The sequence below is a fragment of the Virgisporangium ochraceum genome, from assembly GCF_016863655.1.
Lineage (GTDB): Bacteria > Actinomycetota > Actinomycetes > Mycobacteriales > Micromonosporaceae > Virgisporangium > Virgisporangium ochraceum.
Map to the genome: position 1 here is coordinate 58,358 of NZ_BOPH01000081.1, position 25,068 is coordinate 83,425.

The following is a 25,068-nucleotide window of genomic DNA, read 5'->3' on the forward strand; positions in this document are numbered from 1 at the left end:
CCGGCGCGGACCAGGCCGTGCTCGTAGGCGTAGATCACCGCCTGCACCCGGTCGCGGAGCGACAGCTTGGTCAGGATCAGCACCCGGACGCGCTCGCCGCGCGGGAGGCCACCGACGAGGTGTTCACGGGGCTGATGCTCGGCCTCGGCGCGGTGGCGCTCCTGGTCGGTGGCGTCGGTGTGGCCAACACGATGGTCATCTCGGTGCTCGAACGCCGGGCGGAGATCGGCCTGCGCCGGTCGCTGGGTGCCACGCGCGGCCAGGTCCGTGGGCAGTTCCTGGCCGAGTCGCTGCTGCTGTCGGCGCTGGGCGGGGCCGGCGGCATGGTGACCGGGGTGGCGGTGACCGCGATGTACCCGCTCACCCGGGAATGGCTGACCGTGGTGCCCGCGTGGGCGACCGCCGGTGGTGTGCTGGCCACACTGGTGATCGGCGCGATGGCCGGCCTCTACCCGGCGATCCGCGCGGCCCGGCTCGCGCCGACCGAGGCGCTCGCCACGCCGTGGGCCGTCATCGTGCGAGCCCCGCGTGGGAGGTCATCGCGCGAGCCCCGCCGGTGGGTCGAAGACGGTGACCGGGGGTGGCGTCGCGGTGTACCGCTCGACCTGGACGCGGGCGTGCTGGCCGGCGCAGCCCTGCGACAGCCGGGAGGTGGGGATGTCGGCGGTCAGCACGTTCGGGTTGCCGTGGACGCACAGCACGCCGTCCGGGGTGTCGACGGGGTCGAACCAGGCGCCGGTGGCCAGCTGCACCACGCCGGGTCGGATCCCGTCGGTGAGGACCGCGCCGGCGAGGCAGGCACCGCGGTCGTTGAAGACGCGCACCACGTCGCCGGCGGCGATGCCGCGGGCGGCCGCGTCGTCCGGGTGCAGCGACAGCGGCTCGCGACCGTCCACTTTGGACGCCCGGCTCACAGGTCCGACGTCGAGCTGGCTGTGGAGGCGGGTGGAGGGCTGGTTGGCGATGAGGTGCATCGGGTACCTCCGGTCGGCCGGCTCCGGTTCCAGCCACGCCGGGTGGCCGGGGCAGTCGTCGTAGCCGAAGCCGGCGACGGTCTCGGAGGCGAGCTCGATGCGTCCACTCGGGGTCTTCAACGGCGACCGGTCGGGATCGGCGCGGAACCGATCGAACAACGTGAAGTCGCTCGGGCCGGTGGGCAGTTCGTGCCCGCCGGCGGCCCAGAAGTCGGCGAAGGTGGGCGCGTCGTCGGCGCGCCACCGGTCGTAGAGGTGCTCCAGCCACTGCCGGGCGGTGCGTCCCTCGGTGAACCGGTCGGCGAAGCCGAGCCGGTCGGCGAGCCCGGCGAGGATGTGGTGGTCGTCGCGGGCCTCGCCGTACGGCTCGACGGCGCGGTGCATCGCGATGAGGTGGGTGTCGCGGCGTCCGCCGCCGACGTCCTCGCGTTCCAGCGGCAGTGTCGTGGGGAGCACGATGTCGGCGTGCCGGGCGGTGGCCGTCCAGTGCGGCTCGTGCACGACGACGGTGTCGGGACGACCGAACGCGGTGCGCAGCCGCGCCAGGTCCTGGTGGTGGTGGAACGGGTTGCCGCCGGCCCAGTACACGAGCCGGATGTCGGGGTAGGTCAGCGATCGGCCGTTGTAGTCGTAGGTGGCGCCGGGGTGCAGGAGCAGGTCGGCGATGCGGGCCACCGGGATGAACGTGCGGACGGGGTTGGTGCCCTGCGGCAGGTACGGCAGCCGGACGGTCGGGCCGTTGTCGCCGACGTCGCCCATCGACCCGTACCCGTGCCCGAACCCGCCGCCGGGCAGCCCGATCTGGCCGAGCATCGCGGCGAGCAGGAGCCCGGCCCAGACCGGCTGCTCGCCGTGGCGGATGCGCTGCAACGACCAGGTGACGGTCACCAGCGTGCGGCGGGCCGCCATCCGCCGGGCCAGCGCCCGGATGTCGTCGGCCGGGATGCCGCAGACGCGCGCGGCCCAGTCGGCGTCGTACCGGCCGTCGACGAGGTACCGCGCGACGGTGTCGAAGCCGACGCAGTACCGGTCGAGGAACGCCCTGTCGTGCAGGCCCCCGACGAGCAGCGTGTGCGCCAGCCCCAGCATCAGCGCGACGTCGGTGCCGGGCTCGACGGGGTACCAGGTGGCGGGCACCGTCGCCGGCAGGTCCGTCCGAAGTGGACTGACGAGCGCGACCTCCACGTTCCGCTCGGCCAGCGCCGTGAGGTGTCCCGGTGTGCCGTGCCGGGTGACCCCGCCGGGCACCACGTGGACGTTCTTGGCCGGGATGCCGCCGAACGCCACGATCAGCTCGGTGTTCGCGGCGATCGTCGGCCACGACGACGCGCCGCGCAGCACCGTCTCGGCGTCGCCGACGACGTGGGGGAGCAGCACCACCGAGGTGCCGTTGCTGTAGGAGTTGCGCGACCCGGTGAACCCGCCGAACTGGTTGAGGAACCGGTGCAGCTGGCTCTGGGCGTGGTGGAACCGGCCGGCGCTGGCCCATCCGTATGAGCCGCCGAAGATGGCCTCGTTGCCGTGCTCCGTGCGCACCCGGTTCAGCTCGGCGGCGAGGAGGTCGAGCACCTCGTCCCAGCCGACCTCGACGAACCCGTCACGCCCGCGGCGGTCGGTCGGGCCCGGGCCGTGGTCGAGCCACCCGCGCCGGACCGCGGGCCGCGCGACCCGGGTGCGGTGCCGCAGCCCTTCCACGACGTTGCCGAGCAGCGGCGACGGCGCCGGGTCGGACGGGTGCGGCACCACCGTGAGGCCGCCGTCCGGGTCGACGCGCACCCCGAAGGCGCCCCAGTGCGAGGTCGACGGTATGACAGTCATGCCTCCACCATCGTCGCTCGGCTCGAGGGCCGCCAGCAGGTTCCCGGTACCGCCTCTATCGTGGCGGACGTGACCGTGCGGGTGATGGGTGGTCGACGACCACCCGATGTGGCGTGACGGGGGCACGCGGGTGCCGGCGCGCGGACGTGGATCCTGCTGGAGGACGAGGGCGACGGCGTCCGCGTCACGGTCCGCGACAACGGGATCGGCGTCGAGCCCGGGCGGCTCGACGACTCGGCCCGCGCGGGACGGCTCGGGGTGCACCAGTCGATCCGGGGCCGGATCCGGGACCTCGGCGGCACGACGGGCATCAGGAGCCGCCCCGGAAGGGGGACGGAGGTCGAGCTGTGGGTCCCCCATCGCACACGACCTTCGTCGTGACCGCGGTGTCCCACCGTCGCGGGTGGGTCAGTTCCGTGGTCCGCCGGTGCGGCGGGCGATCGACGCGGTCGTCAGGGCGCCGGCCAGCAGAACGGCGAACAGCGCGGCGATCCACCGCACGCCCGGCGTCTCGACGGCACGTACCAGCGCCCGTTGCAGGTACTGCGCGCCGGCGATGACCGGGTCGTCGACGTCGCCGCGCAGTTCGTACCAGCCGTAGTAGGCGACGTAGCCGCCGGCGACGAGCATGACCGCGCCGCCGAGCCGCGACACCGCGGGGCCGAAGCGGCGCAGGCGGGTCAGCGCGGCCGGGCGGGCCAGGGCGACCGCGAGCGCGGCCGCGCCGACCAGCAGGCCCATGCCGAGCGCGTACGCGACGAACAGCCCCACCCCGTCGAGGACCGAACCGGCGCGGAAGCTCGAGGCGACGATCGCGAGGAACGGCGCGATGGTGCACGACAACGACGCGACCGCGTACGCGGCGCCGAACAGCACCATGGAGCCGGCCGAGCGGCGCACGGTCGGGCCGCGGACCGGCAGCACGAACGACGGCAGGTGCCGGCCGGCGGTCAGCCAGCCGCCGAGCACCACCAGCAGCAGCCCGAACGCGACCGTGAACCACGGCAGGTACCGGAACAGGGCGCCGGACACCGGTGCGACCGCCGACCCGACGGCGCCGAACACGACCACGAACCCGGCCGTCATGGCGGCCGTGGCGACCAGCGCCCGCCGCACGGCGACGATCCGGCCGGGACTGTCGTCGCCGAGCACCAGCAGCGTCAGGTACACCGGCAGCAGCGCGAACCCGCACGGGTTGACCGCCGCGACCAGCCCGGCGGCCAGCGCGAGCCCGAGGTCGGCCATCAGGTCAGCGCGGCGGCCCGGCCGGGAAGGGCGTCACCGGTCAGGACACCCTTGTGCACGACGGTTCCGCGGCTGTCCAGCAGCACGAACGTGCTCTGCGACGTGACCCCGAACTTCTTCCACACGGTGCCCGCCTCGTCCGACAGGTGCGGCACCGCGTCGAGCTTCCACTGGGTGATGAACCGGCGCATCGCGTCCTCGTCGTCGAGCCCACCGACACCGACCACGTTCACCTTGCCGGCCAGCTGCTCGGCGGCGGTCTTCACACCCTTGGCCTGACCGGCGCACGTCGGGCACCACGGCGCCCAGAACCACAGCACGGTCGGCTTTCCCGCCAGCGTGGCACCGTCGAACGCCGCACCGCCCACGGTCCGGGCGGTGAACGCCAACGTCGACGGCACGGCGGCACCGGAGGCGGGGGTGGAGGCGGCGCCCGTCGTCGACGACGCGGCCACCGGCCCAGCGGCGTCGGTGGGGGCGGGATCCGCGCAGCCGGCCGCACCGGCGAGCACCGCGACCGCGGTGATCGCGGCGACGAGGGACACGACGAGACGTCGGAGGGTCACGCCGCGACCCTACCGGTCCGCGCCGTCGGCAGATCTTACGAACCGGTGACCGCCGCCCCGACGGCCGCGAGACTGTTCACGCAGTGGTGCGCTCGTCGGCCGGCTGCCCGGCGGTTATGGCGGCAGTGATCGTGGGAGAGAAGGTGCGGTGGTTCCAGCATTTCTCTCCCCGGCCCCGACGCCCGGCCTGATCTTGGACTTCCAGACATGCCATGACGTGTAGGGGAGTCCACGATCGCCAGGGCTTCGCGCGTTCGACGGCCGATCCCGACGTGGCGGCGCAGCCTCACGGACAGCGCCGAACACAACGGGCACCCCCAACCCACCGGGTGAACAGTTGCTCATCCAGAGAGGTTGATCTCTGGGTAGCGGCCGCGATGGCGGCCCCCGAACGGTTCACGGTCCGTAACGCCGTTGCGCCGGTTCACCGGGGCAGGGCCTTCTTGTCCGGCTTGCCGTTCGGGGTGACCGGCACCCGGTCGATCAGCCGGACGGTGTGGGGAACCGCCGCCGGGCCGAGGGCCGCGCCGACCAGGGTGCGCAGCCGGTCCGGGTCGGGGGTGTGTCCGGTGGCGGGCACGAGGAAGGCGTGGACGGCCTCGCCGGTGGCGTCGTCGGGCCGGCCGACGACGTACGCCTCCGCGACGGCCGGGTCGCCGCCGAGGATCCGCTCGACCGGGCCGGCGTAGACCACCTCGGCGTTGACGATGATGATGTCGCGGATGCGCCCGTCCAGGTACAGGTAGCCGCGCTCGTCGAGGCGGGCGAGGTCGCGGGTGCGGACCCAGCCGGCGTCGAACACCTCTGCCGTCCCGTCCGGGTCGGCCCAGTACCCGCTGGCCTGCGACGGGGTCCGGACGTACAGCTCGCCCTCGGCGGCGGGTCGGCCGGCGGCGTCGCGGATCGACAGGTCGGTCACCGCGGGTGCGCGGCCGACGGAGGCGCGCAGGCGCGGGTCGGCCGCCAGTTCGGCCGGCGTGACCATGGCGATCATGCCGGTCTCGGTCTGGCCGTAGCCGTGGAAGACCACCGGTCCGAGCACGTCCAGGGCCTCCGTCAGGCGGCCCGGTTCGAGCGGGGAACCGGAGACCAGCAGGGCCCGCAGGCTGCTCAGGTCGGCGGGCCGGGAGCGCTGGTCGCGCACGAGCTGGTGCAGCTTCCCGACGGTGACGACGCTCGCGGTCGCCCGGTGCCGGGTGACCATGTCGGGAAGGCCCGGCGGGCGCGCGGCGACCAGCGTGCCGCCGGCGGCCAGGGTCAGCACGGCGTACTCGAGCATCACCAGGCTGTTCAGCGACCCGAAGACGAGGTAACGGTCCAGCCGCGCGGCGAGGTCGGCGACGGCCGGCGGCCACCGGTCGGGGTAGGGCGCCCAGGCGGCGCTCATCGCCGCGTACGTGCGCACGCAGCCCTTCGGCACACCGGTGCTGCCGCTGGTCCAGGTGATCCGGGCGAGGTCGGCCGGGCGGCCGGCGGCGACCAGCGGCGCGCCGTCGTCGGGGCCGGCGGCCAGGTCGGCGGCGCGGGCGTCGTCGACGAGCGCGGCCCCGGCGGCACCGTCGAGGTCCAGGAAGGGCCTCTTCTGGGACGGCGTGAGCCCGGGACGCACGCCCGAGACCCGCGCACCGAGCGCGAACGCGGCGATGATCACCGCGAACGCCTCCGGCGACACCCCGACCTCCAGCGCGACCCCGGTGCCCGGCCCGACCCCGGCGGCGCGCAGCCCGCCCGCCGCCCGCCGCACCAGCGACGCCATGCCGGCCGCGGTGACGACGCGGTCGCCGTCCTCGAACACCGGGCGGTCGTCGCCGGTGGTGAGCAGGTCGAGGACCGGCTGCGGCCAGACCTCAGACGCCATCTGCCAGCACGCCCTTGATGAACTGCGCCAGCGGCTGGTGGTGCACGGCCGGCAGGTCCCAGTGGTTCTCGAGGTTCTCGGCGAGGTGGTGCTCGGTCACCACGGCGCCGTCGCGGCGCACACGCACGACCGGATGCAGGTAGCTGGCGTCGTGGGCGGCCGCCGCGTCGTTCTCGGCGATGCGCGGGACCGTGATGTCGAACGGGTCCACCCGGTCGTGCTCCGGCCCGTACTCCAGGGTGACCAGGAACGCCAGCCCGTCGGAGCCGACGTGGGCGACCGGCAACTCCTCGAGGTAGCGCGCGCCGTCGGCGGTCACGGTGACCACGTCGGCGAGGACACCGAACTGCTGCCACAGCGCGGAGGTGCGGTTGATCCGGGCGATGACCGCGTCGGCGATCGCCTCGGGCGTGGCCTCGACGGCGACGGACGGCCACGGCGTGTCGTGGTAGCGCTCGCCGAGGATGCGGTGCAGTGCCCTGACGCCGTACCGGAAGCCGTGGATGAACCCGCTGGTGGACTTCTTGAAGTCGCGTTGCTGGGTGAGGGTGCCGGCGAAGTACAGGCCGGGTACGTTGACCGACTCGAACGCCGGGGTCTGTTCGGGGAAGCGGTCGTTGATGACCAGGCGCGGCCGCGCCGTGTCGTCGAAGATGGACGCGTCGAAGCGGAAGCCCGTGCACAGGATGACGCGGTCGTAGTCGATCTGCCGCAGCGCCTCGACCGTGCGGGCGTAGCGGAAGTCGATCCGGTAGCCGCCGTCCTCCCGGCGGGAGATCCGTTCCACGGTGCCGTCGAGCACCGCGTTCTGCGACTTGAGCTGGTAGGTGTCGAGGAAGTTGTTGTTCACCGCGCGCAGGTGGCCGACGTAGTGCGTCTGCCACGCCATCTTCACCGCGCGCGGCCCGGCGACGTGGATGACCGCGGCCGTCTCGACGAGCGCGTCGGCGGTCTCGAACGCCGAGTTGCCCTTGCCGACGATGAGCACCCGCTGGTTGGTGAAGTCGTCCGGGTCGACGCTGACGGTGTCGTACCGCTCGGCCACCTCGGCGCCGGGGATCGGTGGGACGTACAGGTTCCCGACCCCGGTGGCGACGACCACCCGCCGCGCCGTGAGGGTCTCGCCGCCGGCCACGACGGTGAACCCGTCGGCGTCGCGTGACACCCGCGACACCCTGGTGTCGTAACGGATCCGCGCGCCGGTGCGGACCGCGACGTCGGCCAGGTAGCGGACCATGGTGTCGGCGTCGGGGAAGTAGCGGCGGCTGTAGTTGCCGAACAGCAGCGCCGGGTCGTCGGTCAGCAGGGAGTTCCAGTCGGCCCGGAGGTTGAACTCGGGATCCTCGGACCCGGTCCACACCTTGTTGATCGAGATCAGCTGGCGGTGGCGCGGGTACGTGGTGAAGAACGTGCCCGGCGCCGAGCCGGCTTCGAGGACCAGGTAGTCGCGGCCGTCGCGCTCCAGCAGGGCGGCGAGCTGCAGCCCCGCCGGTCCGGCCCCGATGATCAGGTAGTCCGTCGTCATGTGGTGCACCGTAGGGACGCGATTTCAGAAGCTTCTGAGAATGTGTCTCTAGCGTGCCGTCCCATGACACCACAGGTGGATCTCGCCGGTCCGCTGCGGGTCGCCGACCTGCACGCCGCCCGCGACCCGGTCCGGGTCGTGGTCGGTGAGCGGGTGACGGCCCGCGTCGCCGCCGCCCGCGTGTTCCTGACCAAGGTCCTCGGCGACGACCGCGCGGTCTACGGGGCCACCACCGGGTTCGGCGCGCTCGTCGGGTACGCCGGCCGGGCCGACCTGCGCGACCAGGCCGACAACACGCTCGCGCACCTCGGCGCCGGCCAGGGACCGGACCTCGACCCGCACGTGGTGCGGGCGACGATGCTCGTGCGCGTGTGGTCGCTGGCCCGCGGGTCGAGCGGCGTGTCCCCCCACGTCGTCGACGCGATCGCGGCGATGCTGGCGACGACGTTCGTCCCGGCGGTGCCGCGGCTGGGGTCGGTCGGCGCCAGCGGCGACCTCATCCCGCTGGGCGCGGCCGCGCAGGCGCTGCGGGGCCGCGGTCACGCCTATGTGGACGGCGTGCGCCTGCCCGCGGCGCGGGCGCTGGACCGGGCCGGGCTGGAGCCGTTGCCGCTCGACGGCCGCGACGCGCTGGCGATGGTCAACGGCACGTCGCTGACCACCGCCGCGACGGCGCTGGCCCTCGACGCGGTGCGCCGGTCGCACCGGGCGGTGCTGACGCTGACCTGCCTGCTCGCCGACCTGCTCGGCAGCGACCCGCAGTTCCTCGACGCCCGCCTGCTCGCCGCGTACGGCCATCCGGGTGCCGTCGCGGTCGGTGCCGCGATGCGGGCCACCGCGGAGGGCCTGACGGCGTCGGGCACCCGGGCACTGCAGGAGCCGTACAGCATCCGGTGTTCGCCGCAGCTGCTCGGCGCGGCCGAGGACGCGCTGCGCTACGTCGACGGCGTCGTGGCCGCGGATCTCGCGAGTGTCAGCGACAACCCGGTGTTCTTCCCCGACGACGACGCGGTGGTGCACGGCGGGAACTTCTTCGGCCAGCCGGCCGCGTTCGCGGCCGACGTGCTGTCGATGGTGGCCGCCCAGGTCGGCAACCTCGCCGAGCGGCAGCTCGACCTGCTCGTCGACCCGCACCGCAACGGCGGCCTGCCGCCGATGCTGGCCGCCGGGCCGGGGCAGCAGCACGGCCTGCAGGGGGTGCAGCTGGCGTCGACCGCGCTGGTCGCGGAGCTGCGCCGGGACGCGGTTCCGGCCAGCATGCAGAGCCTGCCGACCAACCTGCACAACCAGGACGTCGTGCCGCTCGGCACCCAGGCCGCCCTGCGGGCCCTGGACCACGCCCGGCTGCTGCGGCTGCTCGTCGGGTCGCTGGCGCTCGGGCTGCGCCAGGCCGTCCACGTCGGCGCCCGCACACCGACCGCGCCGCGCTGCGCCGCGGTGCTGGCCGCGCTCGCCGACGCGATACCCCCGATCGACCCGGACCGGCCGTTGGAGGACGACGTGCGGCGCGCCGCCGACGTCGTCGCGAACTTCGAGAGGTGACCGTCGTGACGCTGGAGTACCTGATCATCGGAGCCGGCCCGGCCGGGTTGCAGCTGGCCGCCCTCTTCGAGGCCGAGGGCCGGCACGACTACCTGGTCCTCGAAGCCGGTGGGGCGCCGGGGACGTTCTTCACCCGCTTCCCGCGGCACCGGCAGCTCATCTCCATCAACAAGGCGCACACGGGCACCGACGACCCGGAGCTGAACCTGCGGCTGGACTGGAACTCGCTGCTGGACGCGGGGCACCTGTTCACCGACTACACCGAGCGGTACTTCCCGCACGCGGACGTCATGGTGCGCTACCTCGCCGACGTCGCCGCGGCGACGGGCGCGAAAATCCGTTACCACACAAGGGTGGACCGGGTGTCGAAGGACGCCGGCGGGTTCACGGTGCGGGCCGGGGACGAGATCTTCACGGCGAGACGGGTCGTCGTCGCCACCGGGGTGTCGAAGCCCTACCGCCCGGACATCGACGGCTTCGACCTCGCCGAGGACTACTCCGACATGTCCGTCGATCCCGCCGACTACACCGACCAGCGGGTGCTCGTCGTCGGCAAGGGCAACTCGGCGTTCGAGACCGCCGACGCGCTCATCGAGAAGGCCGCGGTCATCCACGTCGCCGGCCCGAGCTCGATCCGCATGGCGTGGCGCACCCACTACGTCGGGCACCTGCGCGCGGTCAACAACAACTTCCTCGACACGTACCAGTTGAAGTCGGCGAACGCGATCCTCGACGGCAACGTGCGCAGGATCGAACGCGACGGGACCGGGTACCGCGTCACGTTCAGCTTCTCCCGCGCCGACGAGGTCGTGAAGGAGCTGTACTACGACCGGGTGCTGGCGTGCACCGGGTTCCGCTTCGACGCGTCCGTCTTCGACGACACGGCGCGGCCGCGCCTGGTCATCAACGACCGCTTCCCCGAACAGACCCCGGCGTTCGAGTCGGTCAACGTACCCGGCCTGTACTTCGCCGGCACCCTCACCCAGCAACGCGACTTCAAGAAGTCCACGAACGGGTTCATTCACGGCTTCCGGTACGGCGTCAGGGCACTGCACCGCATCCTCGGCGAGCGGTACCACGACACACCGTGGCCCGCCGACAAGCTCGACGCGAACCCCGACGCCATCACGCGGGCCGTCGTCGACCGGGTCAACCGCACCTCCGCGCTGTGGCAGCAGTTCGGCTTCCTCGCCGACGTCGTGACCGTCGACGGCGCCGACGCCCGGTACCTGGAGGAGGTTCCGGTCGCCTACATCGACGGCACCGGGCCGGCGTTCGTCGTCACCCTCGAGTACGGGCCCGACCACGACAAGGTCGACCCGTTCGACATCACCGTCGGCAGGATCAGGCAGGACGCCGTCGGCGAGGCACACGATGCCGCGTACCTGCACCCGGTGGTGCGTTTCCGCCGCGACGGCGCAACCGTCGCGGTCCACCACCTCGCCGAGAACCTGGAGAACCGGTGGGACCGGCCCGACGTGCACGTCCGGCCGCTCGCGGAGTTCGTCGCGCGATGCCTGACCTGAGTCCGGTCCACCGCGACTTCTTCGCCGGAGGCGCCGGCGACGAGCGGACGCTGCGGGCCAACGAGGCCGCCTTCGACCGGATCCGCGTCGTTCCGCGGGTGCTGCGGGCCACCGGCGACCGCGACCTGCGCATCACGCTGTTCGGCACCGAGGTCGCCGCGCCGGTCCTCGTCGCGCCGACCGCGTTCCACCGCCTCGCCCACCCCGACGGGGAGGTCGCCACCGCGCGCGGCACCGCCGCCGCCGGATCCCTGATGGTGGTCAGCATGGCCGCGACCGCACCGGTCGAGGACATCGCCGCGACCGACTGTCCACTGTGGTTCCAGCTCTACCCGCAACCCGATGCCGCGTTCACCGCGTCGGTCGTCGGCCGCGCGGAGGCCGCCGGTGTCAGGGCCCTGGTGGTGACGGTGGACTCGCCGGTGTTCGCGCACCGGCCGCGCGACGTGCGCAACGGGTTCCTCGACCTGCCGGCCGGCATGGTGTGCGAGAACCTGCGCGACGGCACGGGCCGGGTGCGGAGCATCGCGATGGACGACCGGCTCGGCTGGGACGTCGTCGACCGGCTGCGCGCCATCACCGGCCTGCCCATCGTGCTCAAGGGAATCCTGCACCCGGCCGACGCCGAGCTCGCCGTGGAGCACGGCGTGTCGGGGCTCATCGTGTCCAACCACGGCGGGCGTCAGCTCGACGGCGCGATCGCGACCATCGACGCGTTGCCGGCGGTCGTGAAGGCCGTGGGCGGACGGCTTCCCGTCCTGCTCGACGGCGGCGTGCGGCGCGGCGTCGACGTGCTGGTGGCGCTCGCGCTCGGTGCCACCGCCGTCCTCGTCGGGCGGCCTGTCGTGTGGGCGCTCGCGGCCGGCGGCGCCGCGGGCGTCCGGGATGCCCTCGACGGTCTGATGGTCGGGCTGGACGCGGCGCTGGCCCTGGCCGGGGCCCGGACCCCGGCGGAGCTGACCGCCGACCTGGTGGCGGCCGCATGACCATCGCCGCGTTCGTCGTCGCAGCGGTGCTGCTGTGGACCGTTCCGCGCTGGCTGCCCGCGATGGTGGTGCGGCTGCGCGAACGGATCTTCGTGCGGGTCAACGGCGTGGAGGGGATCCCGGTTCCGGGCCCGCTGGTGGGTCCCGAGCACTTCGAACGGGTCTACGGCGACCCGGCCGCCGACGGGCGCAGCCGCGGCGCCGGGCTGTCCGACCTGTTCTGGTACTGGTTGGCGCCGGGGCCGCAGATGCACCAGGAGCACCTGGAGCCGGGGGAGCGCTACCGCGTGGTGGCGAGGACGACGCGCCGCGTCCTCGCCGTCCCGCACGACCGGTGCGACGACCTGGCGACCGCCGCGACCCGCCGCGCGCTCGACGTCCTGACGCCCCGGCGGACCGCGGCCGTGCGGCTGCGCGACCTCATGATGCCGGTCTGGGCCGAGGTGTTCCACGAACTGGTCTTCGACGAGCCGTGCCCCACGGCGGCGCGCGACCTCATCGTGGCCAACGCGAACGACGTGGTCACCGCGCTCAAGGCGACCGGCCTGCGGCACATGGACCGGCGTGACCGCCTCACCCGGTACCTGCTCGGACGGCTGGAGGACGGAACGTGCCCGGTGACCCTGCCGGGCTTCACCGCCCAGGAGACCACGTGGTACCTGCAGGGCGCGTTCTTCAACACGGCCGTGGTGCAGATGTCCGAGGCGATGGCACACATCCTGCTGTGCGCGGCCCAGCATCCGGCGCCGCCGTACGCCGACGACGACGCCCTCGACCGGTTCATCGACGAGACGCTGCGGGTGCATCCGCTGTTCGGGATCGCGCACCGGATCACCTCGGCACCGATCGTCGTCGACGCGTCGGTGACGCTGCCGGCGGGTTCGGTGCTGCTGTTCAACTACCTCGCCTACCAGCGGACCGGCCCGGCGGCGGACGCCGCCTTCGACCCGGACCGGTGGCTGTCCGTCCCGCGCCGCGAGGCGCATTTCATCCCGTACGGCGTGACCGCCAACCGCGCCTGCCCTGCCCGCGGGGCCGCCCCGGTGATGTTGCGCGCCGCCACCCGCGAGGTGCTGCGCCGCTTCACGCTCGCGTCCGCCGTCGAGCACACCAGGTCGCTGCCCAGCCGCGGCCCCGCCTACCTGACGCCCGTCGGACTCGCCGGGCCCGGCCGGGCGCGCCTGGCCGCGCAGCGGCTGGGGGACCGGTGGGCCGGCGTCGGGCGCTCGGTGCGGCAACTCGTTCTCGGCACCTGGATGGTCGTCGACGCGCGGCGGCAACGGCTCTGTACGTCGTTCTTCGAGGAGGTTGGTACGTGACGCCGGTCGAACTCGCACCCCGGTTCTTCATCGCCGTGGCGGTGATCCTGTTGTTCTGCAAGGCGGTCGCCTGGTTGCTGGCCAAGGTGGGCCAGCCACCGGTGGTCAGCGAGATGCTCGCGGGCGTCCTGCTCGGCCCGTCGCTGCTCGGCCTGCTCCTGCCCGGCGTGCAGGACGCGCTGTTCCCGGCGCAGCTGCTGCCGATCCTGTACGTGGTCGGTCAGGTCGGGTTGGTGCTGTTCATGTTCCAGGCCGGCTACGCGTTCACCACCCACCGGATCTCCGGGGTCGTGGGCACCGCCGGCGCGGTGTCGGTGGCCGGTGTGGCCGCGCCGCTGACGCTCGGCGTGCTGCTCGTCGTGCTCCTGCACCGCCAGGTGCCGGTGCAGAAGGAGGGCACGTCGCTGGGCGTCACGGCGGCGTTCGTCGGGGTGGCGCTGGCCATCACGGCGTTCCCCATGCTCGCCCGCATCATCACCGAGCGCGGGCAGGCCGGCACCCGGCACGGGTCGGTGTCGCTCGCGAGCGGCGCCCTCGACGACGTGACCGCGTGGGTGATGCTCGCCGTGGTGCTCGCGTTCGCGTCGGGTGAGGCCGGGCCGGCGTTCGTCACGGCCGGCGGCGCCGTGGTCTTCGGGCTGGTGATGTGGCTCCTGGGCCCGCGGGTGACCCGCGTCCTGATGGGCAGCGACCGCCTCGACGACCGCGCCCGGATGCTGGGCACGGTGGCGCTGCTGTTCCTGGTGGCCTGGTACACCGACGAGATCGGGCTGTACGCGGTCTTCGGCGCGTTCGCGGTCGGCGTGGTGATGCCGCACACCGACCGCACCGACCGGGTCGTCGACACGCTCACGCCGGTCGCCGCCACCGTGTTCCTGCCGCTGTTCTTCACCTACTCCGGGCTGCGCACGGAGTTCGGGCTCCTCGGCGACCCGGCGGTGCTCGCGTTCGCGGTGGCGTGCGTCGTGGTGGCGATCGTCGCCAAGTTCGGCGCCTGCTGGGCCGCGGCCCGCGTGCGGGGGGAGCCGCAGGGGGTGGCGCTGCGGATCGGCGCGTTGATGAACGCCCGCGGCCTGATGCAGCTCATCGCGCTCAACGTGGGGCTGGAGGCGGGCATCGTGAGTCCGCTGCTGTTCACCGTGCTGGTCCTCGTCGCCCTGGTGACCACGCTGATGACGACGCCGGTGCTGTCCTGGCTCGATCGGCGGGACCGCTCCGCCGCCCCGCCGGACAGGGAGCTGGCAGTGAGTCGAGATTGAGACATCGATCACTACTTGCCGACGCAAAGACATGTGCGATCGTCGATGGATGTCTGCTGTGGGGCGGCTCCTCGTCGTCGAGGACGACGAGGAGCTCAGCGAGATGCTGACCGGCGCGCTGGTCGACGAGGGCTACCTCGTCGACCGGGCACCCGACGGGCACCGCGGACTGCACTTAGGGCTGACCCGGCGCTACGACGTCATGCTCATCGACCGGCTGCTGCCCGCGCTCGACGGTCTCGACCTGGTCGCGCGGCTGCGGTCGCGGTCGGTTCCGGCGCGGGCCCTGCTGCTGACCGCGCTGGGCACGGTCGACGACCGGATCGCCGGCCTCGACGCGGGCGCCGACGACTATCTCGCCAAGCCGTTCGACCTCGACGAGCTCAGTGCCCGGGTGCGGGCGCTGTGCCGGCGGATGCCGGCTCCGACCGAGTCCCTGCCGGTCGGTCGGGGCCGGCTCGACCTGGTGGCCCGTGACGTGGTGCGGCCCGACGGGTCGCGGACGGCACTGTCCACCCGGGAGTTCGAACTGCTGCGGACGCTCGCCGCCCGGCCGACCGGCGTCCACTCCCGCTCGGAGCTGCGCCGCCGCGTCTTCGAGGAGGCGGCCGCGGCGTCCATTGTGGACACCTACGTGTACTACCTGCGCCGCAAGCTCGGCCGGTCGGTGATCCGCACCGTGTACGGCCTCGGATACCGGCTGGGGTCGGTGTGATCCCCCTCGACGAGGCCCTCGTCCGGCGGGCCCGGCTCCGGCTGGGGCTGGGCGTCGGGCTGGCGGTCACCGCGTTGCTGGCGCTGGCCGGCGGGATCTCCTACGCCGTGCTGCTGCGCAGCCAGGAGGCGCAGATCCACCGCGAGCTCGCCTGGGGCGCCGCGCACGGCGCGATCGCCGGGCCGCCCGCCTGCAGCTTCATCTTCCACTTCTCCGACAGTGCGTCCGGTGCCAGCCTCAGCCGCGCCAACAACCCGCCACCGGCGGGCTTCCCGCTGTGGTCGGCGGTCGACCGGGTCGCGGCGACCGGCGACCCGGACGACGTCGAGGTCGCCCGCGACGGGACCGTGTACTACGTCCATACCGAGCGGCGCGACGGCGGCGTCGTCCAGGTGGTGTTCGACGCCCGGTTCCAGCTCTCCGACCGCCGGCACCTGCTGTGGGCCTTCGCGCTGGCGGCATCGGCCGGCCTTCTCGCCGCGACCGTGACGGGCGTGCAGGTCGGCCGCCGCGCGGTGGCGCCGCTGGTCGAGGCCCTGGCCCGGCAGCGCCGGTTCGTCGCCGACGCCAGCCACGAGCTGCGCACCCCGATCGCGCACGTGCACACGCGCGCCCAGTTGCTGGCCCGTCGCGCGACCGCCGAACCGGAGGATCTGCAACGGCTGGTCCTGGCGACCCGCCGCCTCGGCGAGATCGTCGACGAGATGCTGCTGTCGGCGCGCCTCGCGTCGACGCCCGGCGAGCCGCGGACGGCCGGACCGGTCGACCTGGCCGCGCTGGCGGTCGACGCCGTCGAGCTGGAGCTGGACGGGGCGGCCGAACGCGGTCAGGTGCTGACCCTGACCGTGCCGGAGCATCCGGTGCTCGTGCCGGGCGTCGAGTCGGCCCTGCGCCGGGTGCTGGGCGAGCTGCTCGCCAACGCGTTCGCCCACCTGCCGCGGGGCGGCCGGATCAGCGTGACGGTCCGGTCCGACCTCGTTCCCGACGGGCCGGTCGCCGAGGTGCTGGTCGCCGACACCGGTCACGGGTTCGACCCGGCGGACGCCGAGCGCATCTTCGACCGGTTCCACCGGGGCGCGAACGCGGGCGAGCGGCGGCACGGGCTCGGGTTGGCGCTGCTGCGCGAGGTGGTGACCGGTCACGGCGGCACCATCACCGCCGACGGGCATCCCGGCCGCGGGGCGGTGTTCACGGTGCGACTGCCCACAGTGGACTCCGCGCCGGGCCGGCACCGGCCGCGGTGGCGGGCGCGGCCCGCCTTCGGCGTCACCCGATCAGGACGCCGGGATTGAGGACCCCGCGCGGGTCGAGGGCCGCCTTCGCCGCGCGGAGCGCGGCGTGGAACGGCTCGGGGCGTTCGGTGTCGTACCACCGGCGGTGGTCCCGACCGACGGCGTGGTGATGGGTGACCGTGCCGCCGTGTGCCGCGATGGCGTCGTTGACCGCCCGCTTCACCTCGTCCCAGCGGTCGACCTCGGCACCGCGCGGCGCCGGCGCGAGGATCGTGAAGTACGGCGCGGGACCGTCGGGGTACACGTGCGTCAGCCGGTAGGTGACCACCGTCGAGCCACGTGGGCCGGCGGCGTCGACGACCGCGTCGCGCAGGTCGTCGAACCGGTCCCAGGCGCACGCCGTCTCGACGGTCTCGACCATGACACCGAGCCGCACCAGCGCGTCGCGCACGTAGGGCGCGCGCAGGAACGCCTCCCGCCAGGCGCCGCCGGTGCCGCCGCCGGTGGTCTCCCCGGTGCCGCCGTGCGCGCGGCTGATGTCGACCGCCCGGGCGAGGAGCGGGTCGACCGGGACGTCGGCGCTCTCGAACCCGAGCAGCAGGCGTGCGCCGCCGTCGGTGACGCCGGCCTGGATCGCCGCCTCCAGGGGGTCCAGGAGCCGGCAGTTGGCCGGTTGCAGCCCCGACTGGACGATCGCGCGGGCGGCGGCGCGGCCGTCGGCGTCGTGCTCGAAACGGATCGCGGCGGCGGCGGTGAAGCGCGGGCGGCGCCGCACCCGCAACCATGCCGCGGTGATGACGCCGAGGATGCCCTCCGACCCGAGGAACAGCCGGTCCGGCGCGGGCCCGGCACCGCTCGCCGGCACGCGTAAGGTCTCGTTGACCCCGATCGGGGTGACGACGCGCAGCGCCTGGACGAGGTCGTCGATGTGGGTCGGTCCGGTGGCGAAGTGGCCACCGGCACGGGTGGCGACCCAGCCGCCGACGGTGGAGAACTCGAAGCTCTGCGGAAAGTGGCGCAGCGTCAGGTCGTGCGGGCGGAGCCCCGCTTCGACCGCCGGGCCGAAGGTTCCGGCGCCGACGCGCGCGGCGTGGTTGACCGGGTCGACCTCGCTGACGCCGGCGAGCCGGCCCAGGTCCAGGGACAGCCACGGACCGGTCCCGCGGTACTCGACGCCGCCGACGACCGACGACCCGCCGCCGTAGGGCACGACGGCGGTCCCGGTGTCGCCGGCCCAGTCGAGCAGCGCGGCGACGGCGGCGTCGGTGTCGGGCCGGGCGACCAGGTCGGGTGGATGGTCGACGCGGCCGGCCAGCGCCCGCACGACGTCGCGGTACGCCTTGCCGTACGCGTGCCCGGCCCGGTCCCGGTCGTCGTCGGTGACGAGGGAGGCCAGCGACGCCGGTGGCCGGATCCGAGGGGGTGGCAGCGGCGGGACGTCGGGCACCGGGGTGACGGCACCGTCGAGCGGCAGTAACAGCCCGACCTGTTCGCCCAGGGCGCGCAGCTGCCCGTCGTCGAGCGCCCGGTCGACCCGGCCCCAGCCCCACCACGAGCGCACCGGCACACCATAGCGGTGCGGCCGCGGTCAGCCGTGGAACGCGACCTCGGCGCCGTCGCTGTCGACCCAGTCCCAGAACGACGTGTGGTCGGAGATCCGTCCGCTCTCCTTGAACGCCCAGCTGACCACGGTCGGTGCGCCGTCGTCGTCGAGGACGTCGAGGTCGAACAGGTAGCCCTGCCAGTCGATCATGCCGGCACCGACCACGAAGCGGTCCGGTGGCAGCCCGTCGAGCCGTCCGGTGGCGAAGCCGGTGCCCCGCCCGAACCAGTCGTCGACGTTGCGGTCGACCTCCGCGCGGAGGCGGCCGAAGCCGGCGTGGGCGGCGCGGAAGTCCCGGACCGGCCGCGGCACCGGTCCCGCCATGACGGGCACGACGGCGGTCGCGTCGGTCGGCTCCGGCGCGCGTCCCAGAACGATCTGCAGGTACAGGTCCGGACGGGGGTCGTCGAGGCCGGGTCCGGACCCGGGCTCGTCGGCGTCGCTGAGGACGGACAGGTAGGCGAGGTGGGTGCTGCCCTGCGGGTCGGCGAGCAGCACCAGCGCCACCGTACGGGCGCGCACGGCGGCGACGAAACGCGGCGCGTGGTCCGCGACCGGCGCCCAGACCCGGTCGAGCGCCGCCGACCAGTCGTCGCCGGACCCGACACCCCACGGGTTCGCGGCGAACGGCAGGTTTCCGACGCCGTCGCGGAAGAGCATCCCGCGCACGGTGTACGCGGTGATCTCGCGGTCGCGGACGACCTCCTGGACCGCCTCCGGATCACGGCTGGCGACCAGCGGTAGTTCCAGGGCGCACCGCTCCTCGAAGTCCTCCGTCTCCCGGTACCGGGCCAGCAGGGTCGCCGCGTCCCGGGCGTCCGGGCCGGCCGTCGTCGGCGCGGCCGTCGCGGGCTCCGGCGGCGTCGGTCCGGCGTCGTCGGCACGCGCCTCGAACGTGACGTGCGGCAGCCGGGTCCGCAGCGCGTCGAGCCCGACGAACCGGGACCGGCTGAGGTTCACGTAGTGCAGCGACGGCATCGTCGCGGTGGGGGAGAGGTCGTCGATCCGGCACCCGCACAGCCCGAGCACCTGCAGGGACGGGTGGCCGGTCAGCGGACCGATGTCGGTGACCCGGGTGTCGTACACGAAGAGGCGGGTCAGCGGCAGGGCGGCCAGGGGGGAGAGGTCGGCCAGCGGCCCGTCGGTGATGCCCACGTCGTGCAGGTACGCCAGCCCGGCCAGCGGGCGCACGTCGGTCACCCCGGTGTTCTCCAGCCGCAGGATGCGCAGGCCGTGCAGCCGCGCCAGCGGCGCGATGTCGTCGACCGGCCCGCTCAGCGACAGGTCGCCGAGGGCGTCGGCACCGGCGACGGCGTCAACCAGCGGCGCGAGGTCGAACGGCACTGTCGTCTCGATGGACAGCCACTGCAGGTTCCGCAGCGTCGACAGCTGGTTGAACGCGGTGGCGCCGCTCGTCCGCAGGCGCAGCCCGTCGATCGCGTCGAGGTCGGCCTGCGGTACGGGTCCGTCGGTGACCCCGGTGAGGGAGCGCAGCGCGAGCTCCACGCGCCGCTCGGCGGGCGGGCCGGCCGGGTCGTCGTCGCGGTGGAGGGCGGCCCGCGCGTACGCGTACCGCGACGGATCCCCGGACACCGCCGCGGTGTCGGTGCGGTCGGGTCGCTGTTCACCGTCGTGTCCCATGATCCCCCCGTACATTCACCGCTGTCGGGTGAAGTCCGGGCAGTTTCGCACACGGTCGCACGATCGGATGTCCCGCGCCGGTCGGGTGCCCGTCAGGGGGTGAGTGGGGTCGTTCCGCCCGCGACCGCCCGGAAGTCCACCGATCCCGCGAGCCGGGCGAGCGTGGCGTCGATCTCGAGGCCGAGCCACTGCGGCACGCTGGTGGCCAGGAGGTCGGCGTAGCCTTCGTAGTCGTCGCCGGACCGGAAGATCGGCGACTCGCCGGACGCGTCACGCCAGTCGGTGACCACCTCGACCCACTCGCCGTGATCGGAAGCGATCTCGATCAACGAGTACCGGATGTCGGGGTCGAGCATGACCCCGTCCCCGACGGAGAAGCGCTGCCAGGTGGCGGCGGTCGCCCGCTGAGCCTCGTCGGTGTCCTCGAACCACTCGACGTACTCGTCCTCCAGCGTCGCGTACACCGGCGACCTCGAGTCGCCCCGGAGCGCGACCGACAACCGGTACTTCGGGTCCGAGCCGTGGTCGAGGTAGGAGGACGGGTCGTAGATTGTCGGACCGACGAGCGCGGAGACCACATCGCGCCACTGCGGGCTGCGCTCGCGCAGCTCCCAGAAGTCCACCAGCGACGGCGGTGGCGACGCGCCCAGCCGCGTCCGCAGCCTGCCCAGCAGGTCCAGGAAGGCATCCGACGGCGCACCGGCGGCGCGGCAGGCCGCCCGCGCCGGCCCGATCAGGGACCGCAGCCGGTCGAAGGGCAGCGTGACGCGCGCGTCGGGGGCGGCTCCGTCGAACGCCGCGACCAGGCCGGCCGCCTCGACGGCGGACAGCCAGCGTGCGATGCGGTCGGTCACCTCGGTGAAGGACGACTCGGACGTCCGCCGGCCGTGGCCGCGGGTCAGTACCGCGAACGGCTCGTCGCTCATCGCCGGAGCATATGCCGTGGCACTCCGTGCCGTGGGTCAGGATGGTGGGGTGGACGCCCGGTGGGAGTGCGTGTTTCTGGCCCGGCACGGTCAGACCGAGTGGAACCTGCAACGACGCATGCAGGGTCAGTTCGACTCGGCGCTGACCGACGTCGGCGTGTCCCGGGCCCGGCATCTGGCCGCGGTGCTGCGGCCGCACGGGGTCGACGCGGTGTTCGCCAGCCCGTTGGGGCGGGCGGTGGCCACCGCGCGGATCATCGCCGCGGGCCTCGACCTGCCCGTCACGGTGGTCGACGAGCTGTCGGAGGTCCACCACGGCCGGTTCGCCGGCCTGACCGTCGACGACGTCCGCGACCGGTGGCCCGACGAGTGGAACAGCCGCGCGTCGCAGAAGTACACCTGGACGTTCCCCGGCGGCGAGAGCTACGCCGACGCCGACGTCCGGGCGGGGCACGCCCTGACGCGGATCAGCGGGTCCGCGGCCCGCCGGCCGTTGGTCGTGTCCCACGAGATGATCGGCCGGATGCTGCAACGGCACCTGCTCGGTCTCAGCGCGCCGGAGGCCCTGGCCTGTACCCAGCCGAACGACGTCGTCTACCGGATCGATCCGGCCGCGAAGGTCCGGCAGGCCGTGCGCTGACGCGCGTTCCCCGGCGGGTGGACAGGGGCTGTGATCCGAATGTGACGGTGCGCGGACGCGAACTGTCACGCCGGGCGTGAAAGGCTTGGCGGGTGGATCGCCTTTCAATTCCACGGTGTCCGTGCTGCGGCTACCGGACAGGCTGTGCCACCTGCCCGGTCTGCTACTGGACGCACGACGGCGCGGCGGGCCGGCACTCCGGCACCGCGGTCGACGGTCTCAACGGCGAACGCACCCTCGACGAGGCCCGGCTGAACTACTCCATCTACGGCGCGAGCGCCCGCCGCTACCGCGACGTGGTGCGCCCGCCCCGGCCCGACGAACACCCCTGATTGGCGCTCGATCGCGTCCACGTCTGCTCGTCGGAGAGGCTGGGCGTAGCGCCCCCTTGTCCGGGTGTCGGTGTCGGCGCCCGTAACGCCCGGTTCTCCTCACCCTGACCCTTGCGGGCCGCTGTGACCCATGGCACAGTGAACGGCACTCAGTGCCGTCTATATGCGGACTGACGGCACAGCGTGCATCTTTCAGCCTGCTTGGTCAGGAGCTTCGCTATGAGCCGAGTACTGCGAGTTCAGGAGAGATCGAGGCGGATATCCGCCCGTTTGACGGTCGTCACGGTGCTGGTGGGCGCGACAGCGGTTCTCGGGCCGGCGCCCTCCGCCGCAGCGGCCGGCACGGTTCCCCGCTGCGCCGACCTGGCGGGCGGACGGATCCCGGCATCGGCGATCACCCTGCCGACAAAGGGCGGCCGGGTCGACTCGGCGGCGGTGGTGACGCAGGTCGTCAGCGGCACGACCGTCGCGTACTGCAACGTCCAGGCGTCGCTGTCGCCGGTGGATCCCGCCGCACCCGACATCAGGCTGCGCGTCGCCATGCCGGTCGGGTGGAACCGCGCCACGGTGATGTTCGGCGGCGGCGGGTTCAACGGAACGGTCCCCGACGTCGCGCAGAACGTACCGTTCGGCCGTCCCGACCGGCCGACGCCGTTGGCCCGCGCGTACGCGACGTACGCCAGCGACTCCGGGCACCAGGCGGGTCCCACCGGACCGCTCGACGGGTCCTTCGGCGTCAACGACGAGGCGCTGCGCAACTTCGCCGCCGGCGACGCGCTCAAGAAGACCCACGACGCCGCCCTGTACCTGATCCGTCGCGGCTACGGCGCCGGGCCGCGCCACGCCTACTTCGCGGGCGGATCGACCGGTGGTCGCGAGGCTCTCGTCGTCGCGCAACGCTGGCCCGATGCCTTCGACGGCGTGATCTCCGCGTACCCGGCCTGGAACAACATGGCCGAGATCCTGCAGCTGGGACACCTGACGCGGTTGATGGCGCGGCCCGGCGCGTTCCCCGTCCCCGACAAGCAGACCCTCCTCTACGACAGCGTCATGGCCGCGTGCGACGGACGCGACGGCGTCGAGGACCGGATCATCTCGAACGAGACCGGGTGCCGCTTCGACCCCGCGACGCTGCGCTGCCCCGGCGGCGCGGACACCGGGCCGACGTGTCTGTCCGACCCGCAGCTCGCGTCGGTGGTCGCCGCGTCGACGCCGTTCAGCTGGCCGTACCGCCTCGCCAGCGGCGAGCGCCACTACCCGGGCTTCCCGTTCCTGTCCGGCGCGGACATGAGGACGCCGTATCTCGGGTTCGGCACCACCGCACCCGCCACGCCGATGCCGGCGACCAGTGGGTTCGGCCCCCGGTACTGGGAACAGTGGGTCAGGTACTTCCTGACCCGCGATCCCGCGTTCGACTCGCTGCGCCTCGACCCGCGGCATCCGGGGACGTGGCTGCCCCGGATCAGCCACCTCTCCACCATCCAGGACCGCAACACCGTCGACCTCCGTCCCTTCGCGCGGTCCGGCGGACGGCTGCTCCTGCTCCACGGCGCCGCCGACGAACTGGTCTCGCACCGCTCGACGAACGACTACTACCGGCGGGTGCTCGACACGGTCGGAGCCCGGCAGACCCACGGTTTCCTGCGGTACTACCTCGTGCCGGGCGCGAACCACGCCAACTTCGGCGCGCCGGCGTTCGCCGCCACCTGGGACTCGCTGTCGGCCCTGGAACGGTGGGTCGAGGAGGGACGGCCGCCGGTCGCACCCGTCGCCGTCGACAACCGCGACGGCAGGACGCGCCCGCTCTGCGAGTACCCGCGCTGGCCGAGGTACCGCGCCGGCGACCCCGACGACGCCCGGAGCTTCACGTGTGCGCCGTGACCCCGGCGGCGGGCCGGACGGAGGCCCGGTGACGGCGGTAGAGCGGGTCGCGGTGCGCACGCGGGACCTGACCAAGGTGTTCCGGGGCTTCCGCGCGGTCGACTCCGTGAACCTGGAGGTCCGCGAGGGGAACGTGCACGCGCTGGTGGGTCCCAACGGTGCGGGGAAGACGACACTGTTCAACCTCCTCACCGGGTTCGTCGCACCGACGTCGGGAACGATCGAGGTGTTCGACGAGGACGTCACCGGCCGGCCGCCGGAGCAGATCGCGCGCCGGGGGGTGGCCAGGTCGTTCCAGATCACCAGCCTCTTCGACAGCCTGACGAGCCGCGAGCACGTCGAGCTGGCCCTGCAGGGCACCGGCCGGCAGGGATTCCGGTTCTGGCGCTCGGAGAAGCTGCTGGGACGAGACACGGCCCGCGTGGAGGAACTGCTCGGGCAGGTCGGGCTGATGCCGTTGGCGGACACGCCGGTGGGTGCGCTCGCCTACGGGCAGAAGCGCGCGCTGGAACTGTCGCTGGCGTTGGCGCTGGACCCGCCGGTGATGCTTCTCGACGAGCCGACGGCCGGAATGGGAACCGAGGACGTCGACCGCACCATCGAGCTGGTCCGCCGCATCGCGGCCGGCCGCACGGTGGTGCTGGTCGACCACAACATGCGCGTCGTCGGCAGCCTGGCCGACCGGGTGACCGTGCTGCAGCAGGGCAGGATCCTGGCCGAGGGCGACTACGACGAGGTGCGCAACGACGAACGGGTGATCACCGCGTACCTGGGCGAGGCCCACCATGCTTGAGGTCACCGGTCTGATGGCGTGGTACGGCCAGGCGCAGGCGCTGCACGGTGTCGACCTGACCGTCGGCGAGGGTGAGGTCGTCGCGCTCGCCGGCCGCAACGGCGCCGGGAAGACGACGACGGTGCGTTGCCTGATGGGACTGCACCAGCAGGTCCGCGGCACCGTGCGGTTCCTCGGCCGCGACGTCACCCGCGTGCCGGCGCACCAGCGGGCCCGCGCGGGCATGGGCTGGGTGCAGGACGACCGGGGCATCTACGCCAGCCTCACGGTGGAGGAGAACCTGCTCCTGCCGCCCACGGTCTCCGACCGGGCCTGGCCGCTGGACCGGGTCTACGAGGCGTTCCCGGTGCTCGCCGAGCGCCGGAAGGCGTCGGGGACCACGCTGTCCGGCGGGGAGCAGCAGATGCTGGCCATCGCCCGGGTGCTGCGCACCGGCGCCCGCCTGCTGCTCATGGACGAGCCCTCCGAGGGCCTCGCCCCGGTGGTCGTGGCCCGCATCGGCGCCATCATCCGCGAGATCAGGGCCACCGGCGCCGGCGTGCTGCTCATCGAGCAGAACGTCGCGTTCGCGGCCACCGTGGCCGACCGGCACTACCTGCTCGGCCAGGGACGCGTCGTGGAGACCCTCGACAGCTCCGAGTTCCGCCGCCGGGAGGGCGAGCTCCTGAAACACCTCGGTATCTGAGA

At 73.5% G+C, this 25,068-nt stretch carries 20 protein-coding genes and 2 pseudogenes; 14 read left to right on the top strand and 8 right to left on the bottom strand.

The features are described from left to right. Positions 1–83: 83 nt before the first annotated feature. A pseudogene (locus Voc01_RS27360) lies at positions 84–500 on the top strand (ABC transporter permease); the annotation flags it as partial. A 36-nt stretch (positions 501–536) separates the two neighbouring features. Here Voc01_RS27360 and Voc01_RS27365 read toward each other — a convergent pair. Then, entirely contained in the window at positions 537–2,792 is a 2,256-nt protein-coding gene (locus tag Voc01_RS27365; RefSeq protein ID WP_203930435.1) for a molybdopterin-dependent oxidoreductase, read from the bottom strand. Positions 2,793–2,927: 135 nt separating this feature from the next. Here Voc01_RS27365 and Voc01_RS27370 point away from each other — a divergent pair. Then, positions 2,928–3,173, top strand: a pseudogene (locus Voc01_RS27370) (ATP-binding protein); the annotation flags it as partial. Positions 3,174–3,200: 27 nt separating this feature from the next. Here the strand turns inward: Voc01_RS27370 and Voc01_RS27375 are convergent. The 4 genes from Voc01_RS27375 to Voc01_RS27390 all read right to left on the bottom strand — a co-directional run bounded on the left by Voc01_RS27375 (position 3,201) and on the right by Voc01_RS27390 (position 7,986). After that, entirely contained in the window at positions 3,201–4,037 is an 837-nt protein-coding gene (locus tag Voc01_RS27375; RefSeq protein ID WP_203930436.1) for a cytochrome c biogenesis CcdA family protein, read from the bottom strand. Then, positions 4,037–4,603, bottom strand: a complete 567-nt coding sequence (locus tag Voc01_RS27380) for a peroxiredoxin family protein (RefSeq protein ID WP_239160519.1) — start codon at positions 4,601–4,603, stop codon at positions 4,037–4,039. The genes Voc01_RS27375 and Voc01_RS27380 overlap by 1 nt, the downstream gene beginning before the upstream one ends. A 424-nt stretch (positions 4,604–5,027) precedes the next feature. After that, positions 5,028–6,461, bottom strand: a complete 1,434-nt coding sequence (locus Voc01_RS27385; protein WP_203930437.1) for a class I adenylate-forming enzyme family protein — start codon at positions 6,459–6,461, stop codon at positions 5,028–5,030. Beyond that, positions 6,451–7,986 (bottom strand): FAD-dependent oxidoreductase, encoded by a 1,536-nt coding sequence (locus tag Voc01_RS27390; RefSeq protein ID WP_203930438.1) that lies wholly within the window; start codon positions 7,984–7,986, stop codon positions 6,451–6,453. Before Voc01_RS27390 ends, Voc01_RS27385 begins: the two co-directional genes overlap by 11 nt. Before the next feature lie 63 nt (positions 7,987–8,049). Here Voc01_RS27390 and Voc01_RS27395 point away from each other — a divergent pair, with 63 nt between their 5' ends. From Voc01_RS27395 to Voc01_RS27425, 7 genes are read left to right on the top strand one after another with little or no spacing between them, the layout of a single operon-like run. Further along, positions 8,050–9,528, top strand: a complete 1,479-nt coding sequence (locus Voc01_RS27395) for an HAL/PAL/TAL family ammonia-lyase (RefSeq protein ID WP_239160520.1) — start codon at positions 8,050–8,052, stop codon at positions 9,526–9,528. Further along, entirely contained in the window at positions 9,525–11,054 is a 1,530-nt protein-coding gene (locus tag Voc01_RS27400; RefSeq protein WP_239160521.1) for an NAD(P)-binding domain-containing protein, read from the top strand. The genes Voc01_RS27395 and Voc01_RS27400 overlap by 4 nt, the downstream gene beginning before the upstream one ends. Next, positions 11,042–12,040, top strand: a complete 999-nt coding sequence (locus Voc01_RS27405) for an alpha-hydroxy acid oxidase (RefSeq protein WP_239160522.1) — start codon at positions 11,042–11,044, stop codon at positions 12,038–12,040. Before Voc01_RS27400 ends, Voc01_RS27405 begins: the two co-directional genes overlap by 13 nt. Then, the gene (locus Voc01_RS27410) at positions 12,037–13,359 is read left to right on the top strand and encodes a cytochrome P450 (protein WP_239160523.1); all 1,323 of its coding nucleotides are present in this window, start codon (positions 12,037–12,039) and stop codon (positions 13,357–13,359) included. The genes Voc01_RS27405 and Voc01_RS27410 overlap by 4 nt, the downstream gene beginning before the upstream one ends. Beyond that, positions 13,356–14,618 (top strand): cation:proton antiporter, encoded by a 1,263-nt coding sequence (locus Voc01_RS27415; RefSeq protein WP_203930439.1) that lies wholly within the window; start codon positions 13,356–13,358, stop codon positions 14,616–14,618. Before Voc01_RS27410 ends, Voc01_RS27415 begins: the two co-directional genes overlap by 4 nt. A 49-nt stretch (positions 14,619–14,667) precedes the next feature. Beyond that, positions 14,668–15,333 carry a response regulator transcription factor gene (locus Voc01_RS27420; protein ID WP_239160524.1) on the top strand — a complete coding sequence of 222 codons (666 nt, stop codon included), beginning with the start codon at positions 14,668–14,670 and terminating at the stop codon, positions 15,331–15,333. Then, entirely contained in the window at positions 15,330–16,625 is a 1,296-nt protein-coding gene (locus Voc01_RS27425) for a sensor histidine kinase (RefSeq protein WP_203930441.1), read from the top strand. Before Voc01_RS27420 ends, Voc01_RS27425 begins: the two co-directional genes overlap by 4 nt. Here the strand turns inward: Voc01_RS27425 and Voc01_RS27430 are convergent. The 3 genes from Voc01_RS27430 to Voc01_RS27440 all read right to left on the bottom strand — a co-directional run bounded on the left by Voc01_RS27430 (position 16,600) and on the right by Voc01_RS27440 (position 20,735). Continuing rightward, positions 16,600–18,126 (bottom strand): FAD-binding oxidoreductase, encoded by a 1,527-nt coding sequence (locus Voc01_RS27430; protein ID WP_239160525.1) that lies wholly within the window; start codon positions 18,124–18,126, stop codon positions 16,600–16,602. The genes Voc01_RS27425 and Voc01_RS27430 overlap by 26 nt on opposite strands. 27 nt (positions 18,127–18,153) lie before the next feature. Next, positions 18,154–19,809, bottom strand: a complete 1,656-nt coding sequence (locus Voc01_RS27435; RefSeq protein WP_203930443.1) for a leucine-rich repeat domain-containing protein — start codon at positions 19,807–19,809, stop codon at positions 18,154–18,156. A gap of 92 nt (positions 19,810–19,901) precedes the next feature. After that, positions 19,902–20,735, bottom strand: coding sequence for a hypothetical protein (locus tag Voc01_RS27440; protein WP_203930444.1), 834 nt, complete (start codon positions 20,733–20,735; stop codon positions 19,902–19,904). Positions 20,736–20,784: 49 nt separating this feature from the next. Here Voc01_RS27440 and Voc01_RS27445 point away from each other — a divergent pair, with 49 nt between their 5' ends. The 5 genes from Voc01_RS27445 to Voc01_RS27465 all read left to right on the top strand — a co-directional run bounded on the left by Voc01_RS27445 (position 20,785) and on the right by Voc01_RS27465 (position 25,066). Further along, positions 20,785–21,375 carry a histidine phosphatase family protein gene (locus tag Voc01_RS27445; protein WP_203930445.1) on the top strand — a complete coding sequence of 197 codons (591 nt, stop codon included), beginning with the start codon at positions 20,785–20,787 and terminating at the stop codon, positions 21,373–21,375. A gap of 92 nt (positions 21,376–21,467) precedes the next feature. Beyond that, the gene (locus tag Voc01_RS27450) at positions 21,468–21,707 is read left to right on the top strand and encodes a CPCC family cysteine-rich protein (protein WP_203930446.1); all 240 of its coding nucleotides are present in this window, start codon (positions 21,468–21,470) and stop codon (positions 21,705–21,707) included. Between the two features lie 270 nt (positions 21,708–21,977). Then, entirely contained in the window at positions 21,978–23,588 is a 1,611-nt protein-coding gene (locus tag Voc01_RS27455; protein WP_203930447.1) for a tannase/feruloyl esterase family alpha/beta hydrolase, read from the top strand. A 28-nt stretch (positions 23,589–23,616) separates the two neighbouring features. Continuing rightward, a complete protein-coding gene (locus Voc01_RS27460) occupies positions 23,617–24,381 on the top strand; it encodes an ABC transporter ATP-binding protein (protein WP_239160526.1) in 765 nt (254 codons plus the stop codon). Beyond that, on the top strand, positions 24,374–25,066 hold the full coding sequence (locus Voc01_RS27465; protein WP_203930448.1) for an ABC transporter ATP-binding protein: 693 nt from the start codon (positions 24,374–24,376) through the stop codon (positions 25,064–25,066). The genes Voc01_RS27460 and Voc01_RS27465 overlap by 8 nt, the downstream gene beginning before the upstream one ends. Positions 25,067–25,068 lie beyond the last annotated feature (2 nt).